The sequence below is a fragment of the ANME-2 cluster archaeon genome (genome assembly GCA_019429385.1).
Lineage (GTDB): Archaea > Halobacteriota > Methanosarcinia > Methanosarcinales > Methanocomedenaceae > Methanocomedens_B.
Genome location: JAHYIS010000002.1, coordinates 1 through 17,377, shown reverse-complemented (window position 1 = coordinate 17,377; position 17,377 = coordinate 1). Strand labels below are relative to the sequence as shown.

Below are 17,377 nucleotides of genomic sequence, written 5' to 3'. Positions count from 1 at the left end.
CGATTTTAATTTTGAAATCAGTTTTTCGATTATTCTTTTTTCCATCTCAATGTCTTTCCTGGTATCAAATACCTGATGATGATAGCTAAGCAGATCGAAAAGTCTGTTATAGTTACTATTTTTCTGAGGGAATATTACTGGTATTATCTTGAATTTTGCAAGTGAACATTCAAGTAGCAACTGTTCGGGAAAAGACCCAAATTCACCGAACCGAAGAATCTGTTTCCAACCTAAACAGAATCGGTGTGTGGGAAACCACACACTCTCTTTTTTATTTTCGGCATCATTAGTGATGATTGGGATGAAATTAACCGATAATCAAAACCCTTTTATAACTTTACATCTTGTGAATAGTTAGTAATTAAATATCTAAGGAGCATAACAAATGAGAACAAAAACCATTCTCTTAGTACTTATTATTGCATTATTGGCAGTTTCGATAGGAGTTTCTGCAGCCAACAGCAGCCAGGCAGCAACAACTTCATCTCAGACAACAACAGGAGTAAATGATATAACCTGTCCGAATTTAGTAAATGGTGTTTGCAATCCTGCTGCCGATAACACGTATGATTGTTCCCAATCATCTGGAGCATGCTGCAATAGTAAGTAAGAATTTAATACTGCCTACTGAATACTCTAGTCTGACTAACAAGCCAGTAATGTATTTAGTAAATGTACCATTTTTTTTAAATTATCGTTATTGTACCAGCCCTGCATATCAGAGAAAAAACACTCCCATTCAAATCTTTTATTGTACCACGTGTATAATATACTAATTAAGCAAATGCCTGCAGACAAAGTCATATTCGGGATAGATATCGCAAAAGGCTCGCCAGGAGCTAAGCTGCATCCCAGGTATGCAGTGGCGATACTTGCCGGTTCTGGTATTGAACATCACCGGATGGTAAGCCTGCATAAGATAATAAGAATGGCCTGGCAGCAACGGCCGCATATCCTGGCAGTGGATAACATCCACGAGCTCACACCAGGCAGGCGAGACCTCATAGCCTTAATGAGAAAACTCCCACCTGGGACCAGGTTAGTACAGGTAACAGGGGGTGAACACCCTGTATCCCTTATCAGCCTTGCCCGCGACCACAACATATCCTTTGACAGGCTGGACCCCAACCAGGAAGCCAAAGCATGTGCCGTACTGGCATTAATGGATGTGGGTGCTGAAGTGCTGTTGTTTGAAGATAAGACTTTTATCAAAGTGAGCCGGAGCCGTTCACTGGGACGGGGCGGGTGGAGCCAGAACCGGTACCGCAGAAAAGTGCATGGTCACGTGCGCCAGAAGACCCGCGAAATAGAAGATACCCTGCGCACCCTGAACAGGGAGCAAGGCCTGAATTATTCATCCAGGTTCGTTGAGGGTTTCGGAGGATATGTAAGGGGTGAATTCCTGGTGGACGCACCCAGCAGCCGTATTCCTGTAAAGCAGACAAAATTGGGGGATGTGCAGGTCAGGGTGCAGGAAGTGGAACGGGATGCCATACTATTTCGCGCTCTCAAGGAAAAGAAACGAAAAGTCCTCATCGTGGGTATCGACCCGGGCACAACCACAGGACTCGGCATGCTCGACCTTGAAGGCAACCTGGTCAAATCACACAGTGGCAGGGGCATGTCAGTTTCTGATATCGTTGAAATGATTGCCAGTTATGGCAAACCCATGATCATCGCTACAGATGTCAGGCCCATACCGGGTACTGTGGAAAAGATACGGCGTTCATTCAATGCCATACCCGGAGAACCTGACGAGTCCCTTTCTTCTGAATACAAGATCAATCTGGCAAGACCATACGGTTACAGCAATGACCATGAACGTGACGCTATTGCGGCATCAGTCCATGTATTCAGGCGGCACAAGAATAGATTTGAAGAGATACGTAAAAAGACCCCACCAGGCATCGATGCTGATGATGTTATTGTCCGGGTCATGAAAGGCGACACCATCGATAGTGCTCTTGCCGGATTATCTGGCAGGGATACGGTACTGAAGCCAGAGGTGGAAGATACCGCCATCGAAGGACCTGATAAGGTAACCGCAGACCTTAAGATTACCATAAAACGCCAGCATGAAACCATAAAAAGTCTCAGGACATATCTGGATGAACTAAAATCCGAAATGTCCAGGAAAAGACACAGGATATCAGTTCTTGATAAAAAGATAAAAAAGTTCAGGTCAGATACCTATGCTACGCTGCGCAAGTCAAAAGAGATGCGCATCCGTGATGAAAAGATACACTATCTTGAACATGAACTATGCAGCAAGGACCGGCAAATTGAAGAACTCACCGAATTGGTGGAAGAATTAAAACGACTGAGGAACCTGGAGATAAGCGGTCGTGCTATTCCGGTCAAAGTTGCAAATGCATTCACAAAGGAAGCAATAGCTAAAGTAAAAGAACAGTACGGCATCAATACAGGGGATGTACTGTTCTTCAAGGATGCCAGCGGTGGGGGGCCTGCAACAGTTGATATGTTATCACAGGCCGGTGTCAGGGCGGTAATATTCAGGGGTGACATGGCACACAACGCACAGGAAGCGTTTCTGGAAAAAGACCTGCCATTTTTTAATGTACGGTCGGTACCTGTCAATTACCTGGATGAACTGGGTGTCGTGGACCCTGATGATTTCAATCCTGCTTTCGAGAGATTCATTGAGGAATCCCGGGCCAGAAAGCGAAAGGAAAAGGAACAATTGCTTACTAACCTGGTAGAAGAATATAAAAGTGAAAGGCGGCGTGGTATCGAATAATTATTTACTATATTGTCATACATTTAATTCGTGTTCCAGCGAACAGCATATATAGTAGTTATTTCAAAATATATTGAAAATGAATTCAAATTACAATCGAACGATTATTTTTTCCACTGAAGATGGGATGGTGGCAGTGGACAGTCCGGTCAAACTCAAGATACTTCAATTTATTGGCAACCAGTCTCGTTCATTTGAAGAAATTGTATCTGATTGCCTGAAGGCAAAATCCACGATTTCTGTGCACCTGAAAGACCTGATCGAACAGAACCTTATCCAGGAACACAAGGATGACAACGATAAAAGGAAAAAGACATTTTCCCTGAACTCCCAGTTCATCGCTTATTCCCAGACACCCATTCAAAAAACCTATGACCTGATCCTGGACAGGTTGATAAAATCTGTTGATGACGAACTGGAATTTTTTAAAGCCCTGTGTCATACCATCAGGTACGGACTGGAATCATACGGCGTGAATCCAGGACCAGTCATGAAAATGATAGGATATGATATCGGGAAACAACTATCAATACTGTTCGTCAGTAACTCCCTGGACGACTTGTTGTCAGAAGTGGCTATTTTCTGGAAATTACATGGTCTTGGCATTGTTGGAGTCTCAGGACATGACTCGTTGACTATTACCGTGCATGAATGCTATGACTGCTCTGACATGCCTGATGTAGGTCGAACCCTCTGTGCACTGGATGAAGGGTTGCTGGAAGGTATTTTTGTTGCCTGCATAAACATGACCACCAGGGTAAAAGAGATAGAATGTTTCGGAACCGGTTATGACCACTGCAAATTTATTGTAGAGATCATTGACTGAAAAACAATTTCATAAATCGTATCAGACGTACCTTTTCCCATTATATTCTTTCAATTCTGCCCAGTGCTCATTGATGAGTGACTGAAGCTTGGCCACATCATCCTGCGGCAGTGCACGGTAGCGTCCCTGTAGTTTTAAGAATTCATCTATCGGTTTGAGTTCATTGAAATCTTTGTTCAGCGTCAGCATCCCGTTCTCTATCTCATAGAGCGGCCACATGCCGCATTGAACAGCAAGTTTGGATATCCTGACCGTCATTCTGGGGTCATAATTCCACCCGGCAGTACATGATCCCAATAGTTCAATATAGGAAAATCCATCCCTCTCTTTAGCCCGGTTCAATTTATTCAGGAAATCGACAGGATAGGCCAGGGAAGCAGTAGCTGCATACACCCTGTGGGCACCCATGATCTTTACCATGTCCTTGTTAACAACAGTAGTACCGGTGGGATTATCCTTGCCCCTCGGCGTGGTCTTGGTCTCGCTGCCATAGGGTGTTGCCGTTGACCACTGGAAACCCGTGTTGCCAAATGACTGGTTGTTGTAGCAGATATAAATGATGCGCTCGTTCTTTGCCGCCGCTGCTGACAGTGATGCAAGACCAATGTCATAGGTGGCACCATCCCCGGCATAGACCACCACGTTCATATCCCCGTTTCCCAGCATATCCAGGCCGTGCCTGACACCGGCAGCGGTTGATGACGCATTCTCAATCGCATTGTGTATCCAGCTAACCTTCAGTGGTGTATTGGGATACAGGGGCAGCAGCGTCATGCAACCGGAGGCATTAACAATGATCGTATCAGGTCCGAGTACCTTGAGTGCCAGTTTCAGCCCCATGGAGGGGCCGCATCCTGCACACGTTGATGAGCCGCCTGTGAAATAATCCTGTTCAGGCAGGTCCTTGAGACTTTTGAACTCCTGCATTACAATCCCTCATTATCGTTATTGTTCATATCGTTCCATTCCACTCTGGGCCGCCCGGTTTCAAGGTCAACTATGAGTTTTCGGGTGATCTCCTTGACCTTATGTTCTGTCTGGGAATTGCCCCCCAGCCCCACAATAAAACTGGATACCAGGGGCCTCCTGTCCAGATGGTACAGCGTTTCAACTATTTCGGGTAACATGATACCGCCTTTTCCTGGCGCTACGTTACGGTCTATCACTGCCACAGCTTTTGCATTTTTCAATGCCGCAGCAATGGCACTGGCAGGCCATGGCCTGATAACCCTGAGCCTGAGCAGTCCTACTTTAATGTCTTCTTCTTCCCGCATTTCCATGATGGCAGCCTTTGCCGTGGTGCTCATTGAACCCTGGGTCACAAGTACCAGTTCGGCATCCTCGAGCATGAACTCGTCCACCAGGTGGTACCTCCTGCCAAATATCCGGTCAAAATCGACCATGACCTCTTCCATTACTTCAAGGGCATTGCGGGCTGCTACATGGTTTTGTGCCCGGAAAAGGGTATATTCATCAAGCACCGGTGGACCCACAGTAATTGGCCTGTCCTTTGCAATGGTATGTTTTGGAGTATATTCTGGCAAAAATTCCTTCACCATTCCGGCAGTAGGGATGGTGATAGGTTCGTCGGTGAATGAAAGCACATACCCATCCATATTTACCATTATTGGCAGAAGTACCCGCGGGTCTTCAGCAATGCGGTACGCCTGAAGTACCATATCCAGCACTTCCTGGTTGTTCTCGGCATGAAGCATGAGCCATCCGCTATCTCTCTGGTCCAGGAAATCGTTATGGTCCGACCACAGGGTCACAGGAGAGGACAATCCCCGGGAAATGGTTGCCATCACTATGGGCAGGCGCATCCCGGAGGCAATGTACAATACTTCGTGCATTAACAGCAGCCCCTGGGACGAGGTCGCGGTGAATACCCGCGCACCCACTGCAGCCGCACCCACCGCAGCGCTCATGACCGAATGCTCGGATTCCATCCTGTCAAAATATGTACCAGACATCTCCCCGTCCGATATCCACTGGGCCAGGGTTTCGATACACTCGGTCTGGGGCGTAATAGGGAATGTAGGGATATAATTGGGCTGGACCAGCCTTGCACCCCATGCTGCAGCTTCGTTACCGGTAACAAGTGTTTGTTTCATGTTGCCTCCTTCTCTTCGGCCATGGCATGCGTCGGGCATTCTTCCACACAGATCATGCACCCCTTGCACGATGTCAGGTTGATCTCGGGTCCATCAGAGGTCCAGTTAATAGCAGCGTCAGGGCAGTACGTGTAACATATCTTGCATTTAGTGCATTTCTCCCGGTGATGCACAGGCCGGACCAATCTCCACGAGCCCCTGTTGATCTTTGATGCACTGCCCGGTTCTTTAATAATGGGGATACCTTCAATTCCTTTATAAGCCAACTCTTCTTCCCTCATTGTGCCACCTCGTAGCATTTTCGGACCGCATCCTTATTTGCCTGGACCAACTCTTTCGGATAATGGGCAAGCTCTTCTTCAATGGCCCAGTTCAGGGCATCAATTGAAATGATCCCGGTCAACTTTGCAAGTGCACCAAGCATGGTGGTATTGAATATCGGTTTTCCTATGGTTTCAAGGGCAATGCTTGTGGCATCCACGTGCTTTACCGTCGCAAGTGTGTCAATTGCGATTTCATGTCCCGAGTTCACAATCAGCATCCCGTTCTCTGTCAACCCGTCCGCCACATTGATCAGGTCCACCAGTGTCCTGTCAAGTACCAGCACTACATCCGGGTCATCAATATTTCCTCGCTCCAGTATAGGAGTATCATCTATCCTGACAAAACTCATTACCGGTGCTCCTCGTCGTTCTGCACCGTACAGAGCAAAATCCTGGACCTGCTTTCCCCTATTAAAAGCAGCCATTCCCACCATTTTGGCAGCCTTTTTTGCTCCCTGGCCTCCCCGGCCGTGTATGCGAATTTTATACATCGGTAAAACTAAGGTAATTGTTACATTATAAAATTACCGATAATGAATAATAATGCAAAAACCGGTATTATGCTTGAATAGTGAACTGGGTTACTGAATACTGATAATAATATCAGTTACCGGACAAGAATAATGAAAAGGATTACAGAACAGGGTGTAAAACAAAGGGACAGAAATGGTGTAAAAAAGAAATTGAACGCACCCCGCAGGGTACGTTCCATATTATATTTATTCTTACATCATTCCGCCCATGCCGGGTGGCATTCCGCCGCCGCCCATCATCTCAGGGGGCATATCACCTGGACTGCCGCCTTTGGATGCAATGACGTCATCAATTCTCAGGATCATAACTGCTGCCTCGGTAGCACTGTTAATAGCCTGGGTCTTGACCCTCAAAGGCTCTACAACACCGTTGGCCAGCATATCGATCACATTACCTGTATAGACATCAAGACCAGCGTTCTTATTGCCTTTCTCATGCTGCGACCTTAATTCTACCAGCATATCAATGGGGTCCAGTCCAGCATTCTCGGCAAGGGTCCTTGGGATCACTTCAAGCGCGTCAGCGAACTTGCTCACTGCAAGCTGTTCCCTTCCCTTCAATGTAGAAGCATATTCCCTGAGCCTCAATGAAAGTTCTATTTCAGGACTACCGCCGCCAGCCACCACTTTTCCGTCCTCGATGGTAACACCGACTACGCGCAGTGCATCTTCCATTGCACGCTCAATACTGTCAACCACATGCTCAGTACCACCGCGGATAATAATGCTTACCGCTTTTGGGTTCTTGCAGCCTGTAATATAGATCATGTTGTCTCCGCCGATCTTTTTCTCTTCAGCTAAGGCAGCATGTCCCAGGTCTGAATCGGAGATCTCATCCACATTGGTGACTACACTGGCACCGGATGCGCGGGATAATTTTTCCATATCGCTTTTCTTGACACGCCTGATTGCCAGGATACCGGCTTTTGCCAGATAATGCTGAGCCATATCGTCAATGCCTTTCTGGCACACGACAACATTAGCACCGCTATTGATTATCTTGTCAACCATTTCCTTGAGCATCTTCTCTTCCTGGTCCAGGAACTGCTGCAGCTGGTCAGGGGAAGTGATACTGATCTCGGCATCAACTTCAGTCTTCTTGAACTCCACAGGTTCACTTATTAATGCAATCTTAGCGTTCTTTACCTGTTTTGGCATGTTGGGATGGACACGTTCTTTGTCAATGACCATACCCTCGATGAGTTCAGATTCTTCAACGCTGGCACCGACCTTTTTCTCCATCTTGATATTGTCGATGTCCACCACTTTCTTGCCGCCCTCTACTTCAACAACAGATCGTACTGCTCTCACGATCAGTTTTGAAAGCTTGTTCTTTGTGCTTTCGGCACCTTTACCGGTAATTGCAGTGTTAGAGATCTTCAGCAACATTTCATCGTCGTTCTCATCTACATTTATCACGATTGTTTTGAGTATCTCTATTGTCTTATCAGCAGCCATCCGGTAACCGCTGGCAATAATAGTAGGATGCACATCCTGTTCCAGCAATTCTTCTGATACCTTCAGTAATTCTCCTGCAAGAACTGCTGCAGTTGTGGTACCGTCGCCCACCTCGTCATCCTGGGTTTTGGCCACTTCAACAACCATTTTGGCTGCCGGATGCTCGATATCCATTTCCCTGAGGATGGTAACACCGTCATTGGTGATCACTACATCTCCAAGGCCATCTACAAGCATCTTGTCCATTCCTTTCGGTCCCAGCGTAGTTCTCACGGCATTAGCTACTGCTTTAGCTGCCATGATATTGTTACTCTGGGCTTCTCTTCCCCTTGAGCGTTCGGTTCCTTCTCGCAATATGAATATTGGCTGTCCACCTAATTGTCCTGCCATAAAATTGATAGCCTCCTGTTAAATTTCGGTGCTATTGAGTGTTTGTGGTTCTATAAATATCTTTTGTTCGAATTCAACTACAACCTGAACGGGCCATCGAAATTTATTTAATGTAACGCAATAAAAGATATATAACAGAATTACCATTTAATAATATCAAAATGGTTGCAGAATGTAATTCTTATTTATCAAATTATATCAACATTTAATGAGGAATTATTTTGAATAACGTAGATCCAGTTCGTGAAAAACAGATTATCCATGGCTCAATTCCATCCACTGTTGTCGGGATTGTTGCGTTTTTAGGTCTTCTGGTGCCTTACATAGTTATTGCATCAAACCCGGTAGCATCATTTAAGTCAATTCTCTTTTTAGCATTATTGATCGCATCAGGTCTTAGTGTTTCCAATGTGCGGATTGTTAAAGATAATACCATAAAGAGTATTATCTACCTCATAATAGGTTTCACCGTTTTTTGGATCATAGGTGCTACATATACTGGTTCATACTTACACCTTAAGTTGCTGCAACCTGAAAACACCCAATATTTCAAGATATTCAACACCGATTTCGTACCCATAACATTGTTTGCAATTGCAAACACCATTACTGTGTTAGTGGCTCTTGTAGATGGAAGAAAGAACGGCATAATATTCGGTTCTATGGGACTGGCAGCCATGTTCTTTCCCGTAGTCCTTCTCGGGTTGGATTTCTTTGACTCAAGACCTGATATGTTCTTAATACTGGTCGTACTCTGGGCCTTCATACCAACAGCATGGGTACGGCTGCTGAGTCCCATTATCAATGATCTGTCTTTTTCCATCGAAAAACGCTTTATAAAAGTGTTGAAAAGTTCTATCTTGATTTCATTCATTTACATTTTAGCAGGATTGCTGATGTATTTTGTAATGACTGGAAGTAGTACCAACCTGGAAACATTCTCACTCCCACTGTTTATTAATGAATATAAACCACAATTTATGTATTTCGCCTTAACTACAGGGTATTTCTTTGTTCTGCCGAATGTGATACTGATTATGGGCATATTCCCGGTCTATGAATTTGCACTCCATGCCTTCAGTGTGAGAAGAGAAGTTGCACATGACGGCACCTTCGTCTACATCACTCAAAAGAAGAAGGAAGCTATACCGGCCGTCAAAAAAGAATATGATCCATTCGAGGATATAATCAAAGAAATGAAAGAGTTCAAAAAAGAATTCGGCAAAGGTAAGATCAACAGAATCATGGCTGCCCAGAAAATCGGTACGCTGAGAGAACAGGTGGATTTCCTGAATTCCAAATACGATATCGGCTCCAAAGCAAATGCGGCTGAATTATTAAAACAGATAGAACGGGAATCGGAATTTGCTTTTAAGTGAAGTACATTTCTTTTCTAATACATGCATGGTCAAGAGATGAGTATATGTTAACTACGGAAGATTATCTACGGATTCTTGAAGGTTGTAATGTTAAAGGACAGGATGAATCCATCCTGAGAGCACTCAGGTATATCGAACTGGGATATCCTATCATGTTCTATGGCCCTCCGGGAAATGGTAAAACCACGATAGGCGAACACATACTTACGATGATGGGAGGCGGGGAAGATAGTTTTCTCAAGGTCGAAGCATCTGAAGGAATGACCGAATATCACATGATAGGAGGATTCCATCCACTGGCAATGTCAGGAAATGCCGAACTTGCTGAAAAATTTACCTACAAAGAAGGAGCCGTGACCAGAGCATTAAAGTCAGGGCGCAATCTCCTGATCGATGAGTTCACCAGGGCACCCAGTTCAGCATACTCCGGTCTGTTCATGTTGCTGTCAACCGGTTCCCTGCCTCTGGAATTCCAGGAAAAGGTCCTGAAAAAATCCAATGACTGGATCATTGTTGCAACGGCAAATTTCGGGGATGAAGGTACATTCAAACTCAGTGCTGCCCTCAAGAGACGTTTCATGCCTATCTATGTAGGATATGCCAGTCGTGCCACAGAAAAGAACGTCATAAAGAAAATCACCCCATTACTTCCTGAAGTGATACTCGAAGCAATACTGGAATTTGCAGAGCAGACCAGGGAAGCATGGAAAAAAGATCGCAGCCTTCCGCAGGGACTTTCCACTGATGGTGTAATAAAGATGTCCAGGTATTGTGATCTATCAATTAAACAGGGGTCTGACGTTAAACACACATTCACCGATGCTGCACTTCACCAGGGAATTATCATAGCCGACGAAACTGACCAGTATTCCATTAAGCTGGTTCAGGAAATCGCATTGGGCATCGGAAATAAACTGTGATTGAACATGTTCAAAGGGAAGCGTAAAGATAAAAATATTAAGCACGAAGATGACTATAAGCCACTTATGAAGGGTGACCTGGCATCGCGCTGCGTGTCTTTCATGGACCACCCCCATGACCTTACCTACAATGCCCTGATACGGGAATGCGGTTCGATAGGCAACAGTTTTCTGAGGATGAATTTTTATATTCCACCATCGATCGGGCGGACAGCTTACCTGACATACGAAGGTAAAGGCAGTATTAGTATGGACCGTACCATTCAAGAAATATGTACACACGGGCGGCGACTTGATTCCATTATGACCAGAGCGCATGTTAAAGATAAGAAGCGTACAAACCTGGCTATCCTTATTGACAATTCGTTCCAGATGACCTCTGATTGGCAAAGCAATAAAATGGGTGTTGTGGTGAAACCTGAAAAGGCCCCGCATATACTTGCCAAGATAGCTGCTGTTTCAATACTGGAAAGCCTGGGAAGGGATGTGGATGAGATAGAAATCATAACTTTTAATGATGACGTCCAGGGGCCCTTTAACCATTGGCAGCTGACGCCCAGGGATATCCTTAAAATGAAGGGGGGCGGTCTCTCCAGGCTTGACCTTGGACTGGCGAAATTGCTGCAACTGGAGTGGGAAGCACGCCCAGGGGATAGGATATTGTTCATTCTGGGTGGTGGGCTGCCCTTTACAGGAACCAACATTGTATTAGACGATATAGAAGTACAGGTAAACGTACTCTACTACCTGAACAGGATGTTAAGGCAAGGTGTCAAGGCCACTTATATTCCTTTTTTTACGAACAATAAATTGATAGACGAACATGTAGGTGGTTTCAGTCCCAGGAGTTTAGCCAACAAGATTCGACAACTTGGTGTGGCAGTATCTGAGATAGACAGTGAATCATCTCTTCCTACAGGCCTCAGGAATAATTTCAGGGATATGATGATAGGGCCAAAAAGAAGCATGCCTATGTTTGAACAATGAAGGAAAGAATAACGATAACATATGGCCCTGCTGTAACTATCATTCTTTCATAAAAAGACCCGCAGGCATTACATTATCATCAATCCAGTCCAGGTATTCGGTTGAACCCCCATCGATGCTAAATGAGATTATGCAGGGTACGGTATAACTGTGCATCTCCTTTACGGTCTTTTCAATGTTCCCGATCTGCTCATAGGTAGTCTTAATGACCATTGCTACCTCATTTTCTTCCTGGATACCGTCCCACCTGTATATTGACACTATAGGCAAGAGATTGACACACGCGGCAAGTTTCATCTCGACAAGTGTCTTTGCAATCGTTCGTGCTTCTTCCATGCTACCCGTGGTAACATATACTATCGAGAACATGATAATCTGTCAATTACAGTGGATGAATAAGTTTAAAAATCTTGTGATACGTAATAGTATTATTAAAGTATAAAAAAACCAGTATACTGGAGACCCATATCATTGAGCGAACCGAATTTTATCATAACTTTCATTGAGTCATACTGGAAAATCTTGCTGATATTTGCCGTATACTGGCAGACCGTACTTATATTGAAGAAATATGGTATACTTGAGCGGTACAATATCACCAATCACGGTCCTTTGTTGATGATCCGCACTACGAAAGGGCAGTTATTTCTGGACCGTATTGCAAGTGTAAAGGGTTTCTGGCGAGTATTTGCTGATGTGGGAATTCCCCTCATGCTTTTGGGTATGTTCCTGATGTTCGCCCTGATAATATTTTCCGATATTGCAATGTTCACGTCACTGGAACAGGAAACAATGCCCCCTCCCGGTGAACTACATCAACTCAGGAACATTTTCCTGTTACCCGGTATCAACGAGTTCATACCTCTGGTATGGGGTCTAATCGGACTTATTGTTACCCTGGTAGTGCACGAATTTTCTCATGCTATTTTGTGCAAGGTGGAAGATGTAAAGGTCAAATCGATGGGAATCATAATGGTCCTGATTCCCATAGGCGGATTCGCTGAACCCGACGAGGAACAGCTTTTTGGCACATCCGGTGACAAAAGAGAAGATGAAAAAACGGATGAGAAACAAGGTATACAGCCAAGTGGTCGAAGACAGAGGGTACGGATACTCTCAGCCGGGGTAATGGCCAATTTCGTGACCGCTCTTATAGCTTTTATGCTTTTCTTTATTGTAATAGGGAACATCGGTGTTGTGACGAATGTTATGATAACGGATGTGGTGCCTGGGTCACCGGCTGCTGAATTGGGATTGACCGATTTTACCCTTATAACCCATGTGAATGGTAATCAGATTGAAAATGCATCTGCGTTCTATCATTTTATTGATCATCTTCCTTCAAATGAGCCTGTGAGCCTGAAAATAAAAAAAGACGGACATTTGCAGGATGTGGTATTGACACCAGATCCTGAATTGAACGGCATCATCAGCGGGGCAAGGTTCGAGAATATCGTCCCTGGAATGCCTGCGGAAAATGCAGGGCTCAGGGGAGGTATGTTGATAACCAGTATCGATAACATCTCAATAAATAATACACAGGACTTTTTTAATTACATGGCAAATACCACACAGGGACAGGAGATCACCCTTGGTATCCTCGATGAAAAGGGAAACGTAAATTATACCATTAACCTGACAGGCGACCCATCCGGTGGAGATAAGGGCTTTATTGGTATCAGCGAGTTTTCAACAGTAGTCATTTCAAGGTCTACAGGCTTGTCTGTGGGAGAATATCCTGCAAGGGAACTCCTTCATTTCCTGCAGATGATACCCGGATTGATGGGAGGTGTGGCAGGTTGGGTAATAATCCTGGTACTTCCATTCCCCAATCCATTTATTGGTAGTTTCCAGGGATTCAGTGGAACACTCTCCATGTTCTATGAACCAATCGGAGTGGCTGCACCCCTGGGTGTCGGTATATTCTGGCTGGCCAATTCCCTGCTCTGGATAGGCTGGCTGAACTTCTATGTGGGATTATTCAACTGCCTGCCCATGTTACCCCTGGATGGTGGACACGTTTTCAAAGATACCGTACATGCAATACTTGCACGTTTGTTCGGAAAAGGGGAACAGATGGGTGAATTAGCAGGGAAGATTGCCACTGCCTTTGCAATTCTTATGCTGGCCTCGCTGATATTCATGATAATTGCTCCATACATTGCTCACGGATTTTAGATATACACAACGAATAAAGTTATTATAGCATTATGGCGTAATATTTATAAAAATATAATAAGGTCTTTAAAAATGAATTTTGCATTCGAAAACCCTGAAAAATCACTGATGACAACCGGAGTGTTAGGCTTGGACCTGCAAATGGGAGGTGGTATCCCACCCGGTACTACACTTCTTCTTATTGCCGAATCCGGAGCCGGTGCTGAGATATTCACAAAACAGTTCATGTACGGGGGGCTTTTAAAGGATGAGAATGCCTTTTATTTTTCCTCTGACCACTCTATTTCCGAGATAAGGGGGGATATGAAACAATTCGAATGGGATATTGAAAAATATGAAAAAAGAGGAAATGCTGAATTCATCGATGTCTATACCCCGAGGTTTATCAGTATTCTCCCTGCAGAATTGCAAAGTAAAATGTCTCCCAAAGAGTTCCTGAAGCAGAGGACCGATCCCATCAGCCAGTTAAAGAACACCATTACCCAGAACCACGGTCCAAAGTACAGGGGTATCCTTGATTCCATATCATATTTCCTCAGGACCTATGACATTAATTCAGTTATTGAGGTTATTGAACTTATGTCATCTATCGGTAAACTTACCGGCGGTATTCATCTCGTGCTGGTGGGGCAAGGTTTGCATGATGAAATTACAATAAATACGCTGAAATACATGGCAGATGGTGTAATCGAGTTCTATGTAAAAGAGCGAGGTTCCCAGATAGAGCGGGGGCTGGTCATAAGGAAAATGCGGGGACTTATTGTGCCGAACCGGTTCATCAGTTTCGAAATCACATCCAAAGGACTTGAACTTGAGACCACCACACGGGTACTTTGAGATTGATATTCTTAACCGGGAATATATGTGGGGAAAAAAATATGAAAAATTCACACAATATGCCAAAAAAATACTTCATTTTCTTTGGAATAGGTATCCTGGCTTTTTTGATAGGTGAATTCTCTCAAGGATTTATAAATAATTTTTCTGCTGTCGGAATACATGGCACTGGAGAAATGCTGTTGATTGTATTGATTTATGCAATTTTATTTGTGACCGGACTGTTCATTTCTAAGGAATGGTCCCTTACTTTTGCACTTAAGGCATTTTCAATTTCTTTTATCACACTAATGTTAGTCTTTAGTGGTTTTTTCATGTGGGGTGCATATTCCCACTATAATGCAAAATATATCGATGCCCATAAATTGCAGACCGCACCCGATGAATTCGTTGTTCTAACTGAAGAAGAAATGGAAGAATATCCGGAACTGAAAGATGCAATAATAAGCCAGAGAGTTATCAAGGTGAAACCTGATAAATGGAATGAAATCCGTGGATTTCTAGGTGAAAAGGCTTCATATAATGTCAAAGTGTATGGCGAATATTATAGAATTGGATTCATTCTGGCTTGATTGATATTCCTGCACTGATAGGATGTGGTTTCAAAAATATGATACCTTTTTGCCTGTCGTCATACTTTAATTATAACATTTGTTTCAATCAATAATCTTTTAGTATGCCAGATGAGATAATACGATTGATGAAGTGCCGTACAAGACTGATCCTGTCATTTGCAGTGTTTATCCTATTGAGTATAATTACAATCAATATGCTGCTTGTAAGCGCCCCTGTGGTGATACAGATCGAAGGTGACACCTTCAAGGTCATTGAGATTCCCTATTCTTACACCACAAAAGATGCTTATATACTGCTTGCGATAGGACTGATGGGTGGAGTGGCAGTATCCCAGATACTATTTTGCCTTAAAGTTCCTCAGATTGGGCATGTACTGATTAATACTCCCGAGAAAATAGCGCCTGACCCAGATTCAAAACCACAGAACCCTGAACAGATTAACGTAATCCTGCGTGCTCTTGAGGGAGATGAAAAAAAGGCTGTTTCAATCATAATGGAAAATGGTGGAGATATCCTCCAGAACGAACTTGTAAACTCTCTTGATTTTTCAAAGGCCAAGGTCTCGCGAATCCTGATGAACCTTGAGCGGCGCGGCATTGTAACCAAAAGCAAATATGGCCTCACCAATCAAATCTCGTTGGCAGACGATATCAGAGGTGAAAAGAAATGAGAAAAGAATATGTAATTTCCGTTGCCGTTGTAATACTGATTGCTGCCATCGGCCTACTTTACTATTACTCGATCGGTGATGATGTGAAAATCGTAAAATTAGACGCACCACATTCTCTCGGACTGAGAGAATCAGGTGAGTTGACCGTTACCCTTCGAAACAATGTTCTGACTCCGGTTGACGTAAGCATTGAGATTGAGAATGCTTTTATTAGTGAAAATGGGACCAGTGCTAAATATATCAATCCACAAAACCCGTATGGCAAACTTACCCTCCTTCCTGGTAATAACACTGAACATTTTTTCCTCGGTTACCTGGTGACAGGTACGCACAATGTAAAGGTGAGTGTATATCAGAATGGTCAGCTTATTGATACAGATTCGGTTAACGTCACTGTTCCGGTCCCACAACGACCAGAGCTATCGGTACAACTTTCGTACAGAAAAGAAACTACTGATGATTATGATATTTACAAAATATATGGCTACATCATCAATGATAAAGCACTTGGCTTTAATGATTACGATATTCCTGTACAAATAACAATAATTGATGATGAAACAGGAAATGTCATGTCAAACGATACTAAAATTTACCATTTTAGATCATCGGGAATAGCAACACTTTCAAGCTGGAGGGAAAGGCCCATGGCAGTCATCGAACTGTCAAACAATAAACCTTCTAATGAAAGTTACCTGCCCGTTCAAAATGTGGCAAAAGGAATGTCTGGTGATACATTCAGGGTGAATGTCACAGCCACATTGTACGACCCGTGGTATGATGAAAGGTATGACCAATGGACCGAATCAAATGGCTGGACATATAAGAAGTACGGTTATTGGTATAACAAGTCTGGTAAATGGTACGAACCACCACAGTTCGACCCGGTGATATTAGTACATGATGAACTGGTCATACCCCCTGAATAAATGGATATAAAGACAATAAGAATTGGGTGTTGGGTAATAGAAAATACAAGGAAATAGTATAGAAAATACCATTTATTTTAATCATCGGTATTTTCTTATCTTTTATTGGTGAATTCTTGCGGGGATTATCTATTACCTTTTCTACACTTCAATCCAGGGATATTATGTATAGAGGTAGAGTATATTTTTTTATTTAATATGTTTTTATAAGTACTTATTAAATGGTAACGAAAACTATATAAGTAAATATACGACTTATTCATTATAATGGAAAAAAATAAACTTCGTCAGATTATCATTGATCAGCAAGTCCTGTTCAATAAAAAGGAGGATCTTATTGACAGAGACCTGAGTCTGGAATATTATTTAAAAGGCAATGAGATTATCGTAATATCAGGAATAAGAAGGTGTGGAAAAAGTTCTCTTTTGAAATTGATATCACAAAAAGTTGAAGGTACCAAAGTATTCATCGATTTTGATGATATCAGGTTTATTAATT

19 protein-coding genes are annotated in these 17,377 nt (G+C 43.5%); 12 read left to right on the top strand and 7 right to left on the bottom strand.

Going from position 1 to position 17,377, the window contains the following annotated elements; all coding sequences use genetic code 11:
- Nucleotides 1-385: 385 nt before the first annotated feature.
- The 3 genes from K0A89_01000 to K0A89_00990 all read left to right on the top strand — a co-directional run bounded on the left by K0A89_01000 (nt 386) and on the right by K0A89_00990 (nt 3,584).
- The gene (locus K0A89_01000; protein MBW6517068.1) at nt 386-610 is read left to right on the top strand and encodes a hypothetical protein; all 225 of its coding nucleotides are present in this window, start codon (nt 386-388) and stop codon (nt 608-610) included.
- 174 nt (nt 611-784) lie between these two features.
- Nucleotides 785-2,758 (top strand): DUF460 domain-containing protein, encoded by a 1,974-nt coding sequence (locus tag K0A89_00995; GenBank protein ID MBW6517067.1) that lies wholly within the window; start codon nt 785-787, stop codon nt 2,756-2,758.
- A 79-nt stretch (nt 2,759-2,837) separates the two neighbouring features.
- The gene (locus tag K0A89_00990) at nt 2,838-3,584 is read left to right on the top strand and encodes an ArsR family transcriptional regulator (protein ID MBW6517066.1); all 747 of its coding nucleotides are present in this window, start codon (nt 2,838-2,840) and stop codon (nt 3,582-3,584) included.
- A 21-nt stretch (nt 3,585-3,605) separates the two neighbouring features.
- Here the strand turns inward: K0A89_00990 and K0A89_00985 are convergent, their stop codons facing one another.
- The 5 genes from K0A89_00985 to K0A89_00965 all read right to left on the bottom strand — a co-directional run bounded on the left by K0A89_00985 (nt 3,606) and on the right by K0A89_00965 (nt 8,402).
- Nucleotides 3,606-4,511 (bottom strand): pyruvate ferredoxin oxidoreductase, encoded by a 906-nt coding sequence (locus tag K0A89_00985; protein MBW6517065.1) that lies wholly within the window; start codon nt 4,509-4,511, stop codon nt 3,606-3,608.
- Nucleotides 4,511-5,698, bottom strand: coding sequence for a pyruvate ferredoxin oxidoreductase (porA, locus tag K0A89_00980; GenBank protein MBW6517064.1), 1,188 nt, complete (start codon nt 5,696-5,698; stop codon nt 4,511-4,513). The genes K0A89_00985 and porA overlap by 1 nt, the downstream gene beginning before the upstream one ends.
- A complete protein-coding gene (locus tag K0A89_00975) occupies nt 5,695-5,979 on the bottom strand; it encodes a 4Fe-4S binding protein (protein ID MBW6517063.1) in 285 nt (94 codons plus the stop codon). Before K0A89_00975 ends, porA begins: the two co-directional genes overlap by 4 nt.
- Nucleotides 5,976-6,512, bottom strand: a complete 537-nt coding sequence (locus K0A89_00970; GenBank protein ID MBW6517062.1) for a 2-oxoacid:acceptor oxidoreductase family protein — start codon at nt 6,510-6,512, stop codon at nt 5,976-5,978. The genes K0A89_00975 and K0A89_00970 overlap by 4 nt, the downstream gene beginning before the upstream one ends.
- A 234-nt stretch (nt 6,513-6,746) precedes the next feature.
- Nucleotides 6,747-8,402 carry a TCP-1/cpn60 chaperonin family protein gene (locus tag K0A89_00965; protein MBW6517061.1) on the bottom strand — a complete coding sequence of 552 codons (1,656 nt, stop codon included), beginning with the start codon at nt 8,400-8,402 and terminating at the stop codon, nt 6,747-6,749.
- A 221-nt stretch (nt 8,403-8,623) separates the two neighbouring features.
- Between K0A89_00965 and K0A89_00960 the strand changes: the two genes are divergently transcribed.
- From K0A89_00960 to K0A89_00950, 3 genes are read left to right on the top strand one after another with little or no spacing between them, the layout of a single operon-like run.
- Nucleotides 8,624-9,781: a hypothetical protein gene (locus tag K0A89_00960; protein MBW6517060.1), complete on the top strand. Its 1,158-nt coding sequence runs from the start codon at nt 8,624-8,626 to the stop codon at nt 9,779-9,781.
- A gap of 44 nt (nt 9,782-9,825) precedes the next feature.
- The gene (locus tag K0A89_00955; GenBank protein ID MBW6517059.1) at nt 9,826-10,701 is read left to right on the top strand and encodes an AAA family ATPase; all 876 of its coding nucleotides are present in this window, start codon (nt 9,826-9,828) and stop codon (nt 10,699-10,701) included.
- A 6-nt stretch (nt 10,702-10,707) separates the two neighbouring features.
- A complete protein-coding gene (locus K0A89_00950; protein ID MBW6517058.1) occupies nt 10,708-11,688 on the top strand; it encodes a hypothetical protein in 981 nt (326 codons plus the stop codon).
- On the opposite strand, the gene K0A89_00945 is transcribed toward K0A89_00950, so the two are convergent.
- Together K0A89_00945 and K0A89_00940 are read right to left on the bottom strand one after the other, a co-directional pair.
- Entirely contained in the window at nt 11,672-11,731 is a 60-nt protein-coding gene (locus K0A89_00945; protein MBW6517057.1) for a photosystem II reaction center protein Ycf12, read from the bottom strand. The genes K0A89_00950 and K0A89_00945 overlap by 17 nt on opposite strands.
- Nucleotides 11,728-12,057, bottom strand: coding sequence for a divalent-cation tolerance protein CutA (locus K0A89_00940; protein ID MBW6517056.1), 330 nt, complete (start codon nt 12,055-12,057; stop codon nt 11,728-11,730). The genes K0A89_00945 and K0A89_00940 overlap by 4 nt, the downstream gene beginning before the upstream one ends.
- 249 nt (nt 12,058-12,306) lie before the next feature.
- Between K0A89_00940 and K0A89_00935 the strand changes: the two genes are divergently transcribed.
- From K0A89_00935 to K0A89_00910, 6 genes are all read left to right on the top strand, one after another.
- The gene (locus tag K0A89_00935; protein MBW6517055.1) at nt 12,307-13,866 is read left to right on the top strand and encodes a site-2 protease family protein; all 1,560 of its coding nucleotides are present in this window, start codon (nt 12,307-12,309) and stop codon (nt 13,864-13,866) included.
- Nucleotides 13,867-13,938: 72 nt separating this feature from the next.
- Nucleotides 13,939-14,703: an RAD55 family ATPase gene (locus K0A89_00930; protein ID MBW6517054.1), complete on the top strand. Its 765-nt coding sequence runs from the start codon at nt 13,939-13,941 to the stop codon at nt 14,701-14,703.
- A 41-nt stretch (nt 14,704-14,744) separates the two neighbouring features.
- The gene (locus K0A89_00925) at nt 14,745-15,275 is read left to right on the top strand and encodes a hypothetical protein (protein MBW6517053.1); all 531 of its coding nucleotides are present in this window, start codon (nt 14,745-14,747) and stop codon (nt 15,273-15,275) included.
- Between the two features lie 149 nt (nt 15,276-15,424).
- Nucleotides 15,425-15,949, top strand: a complete 525-nt coding sequence (locus K0A89_00920; protein ID MBW6517052.1) for a hypothetical protein — start codon at nt 15,425-15,427, stop codon at nt 15,947-15,949.
- Nucleotides 15,946-16,878 carry a hypothetical protein gene (locus tag K0A89_00915; protein MBW6517051.1) on the top strand — a complete coding sequence of 311 codons (933 nt, stop codon included), beginning with the start codon at nt 15,946-15,948 and terminating at the stop codon, nt 16,876-16,878. The genes K0A89_00920 and K0A89_00915 overlap by 4 nt, the downstream gene beginning before the upstream one ends.
- 267 nt (nt 16,879-17,145) lie before the next feature.
- On the top strand, nt 17,146-17,377 hold a 232-nt coding region (locus K0A89_00910), incomplete at its 3' end, for an AAA family ATPase (GenBank protein MBW6517050.1).

Bases quoted from the DNA above. Each gene is read 5' to 3' on its own strand.
- K0A89_01000 (MBW6517068.1), top strand. From the start codon at position 386: ATGAGAACAAAAACCATTCTCTTAGTACTTATTATTGCATTATTGGCA.
- K0A89_00995 (MBW6517067.1), top strand. From the start codon at position 785: ATGCCTGCAGACAAAGTCATATTCGGGATAGATATCGCAAAAGGCTCG.
- K0A89_00990 (MBW6517066.1), top strand. From the start codon at position 2,838: ATGAATTCAAATTACAATCGAACGATTATTTTTTCCACTGAAGATGGG.
- K0A89_00985 (MBW6517065.1), bottom strand. From the start codon at position 4,511: ATGCAGGAGTTCAAAAGTCTCAAGGACCTGCCTGAACAGGATTATTTC.
- porA (MBW6517064.1), bottom strand. From the start codon at position 5,698: ATGAAACAAACACTTGTTACCGGTAACGAAGCTGCAGCATGGGGTGCA.
- K0A89_00975 (MBW6517063.1), bottom strand. From the start codon at position 5,979: ATGAGGGAAGAAGAGTTGGCTTATAAAGGAATTGAAGGTATCCCCATT.
- K0A89_00970 (MBW6517062.1), bottom strand. From the start codon at position 6,512: ATGTATAAAATTCGCATACACGGCCGGGGAGGCCAGGGAGCAAAAAAG.
- K0A89_00965 (MBW6517061.1), bottom strand. From the start codon at position 8,402: ATGGCAGGACAATTAGGTGGACAGCCAATATTCATATTGCGAGAAGGA.
- K0A89_00955 (MBW6517059.1), top strand. From the start codon at position 9,826: ATGTTAACTACGGAAGATTATCTACGGATTCTTGAAGGTTGTAATGTT.
- K0A89_00950 (MBW6517058.1), top strand. From the start codon at position 10,708: ATGTTCAAAGGGAAGCGTAAAGATAAAAATATTAAGCACGAAGATGAC.
- K0A89_00940 (MBW6517056.1), bottom strand. From the start codon at position 12,057: ATGTTCTCGATAGTATATGTTACCACGGGTAGCATGGAAGAAGCACGA.
- K0A89_00935 (MBW6517055.1), top strand. From the start codon at position 12,307: ATGATCCGCACTACGAAAGGGCAGTTATTTCTGGACCGTATTGCAAGT.
- K0A89_00930 (MBW6517054.1), top strand. From the start codon at position 13,939: ATGAATTTTGCATTCGAAAACCCTGAAAAATCACTGATGACAACCGGA.
- K0A89_00925 (MBW6517053.1), top strand. From the start codon at position 14,745: ATGAAAAATTCACACAATATGCCAAAAAAATACTTCATTTTCTTTGGA.
- K0A89_00915 (MBW6517051.1), top strand. From the start codon at position 15,946: ATGAGAAAAGAATATGTAATTTCCGTTGCCGTTGTAATACTGATTGCT.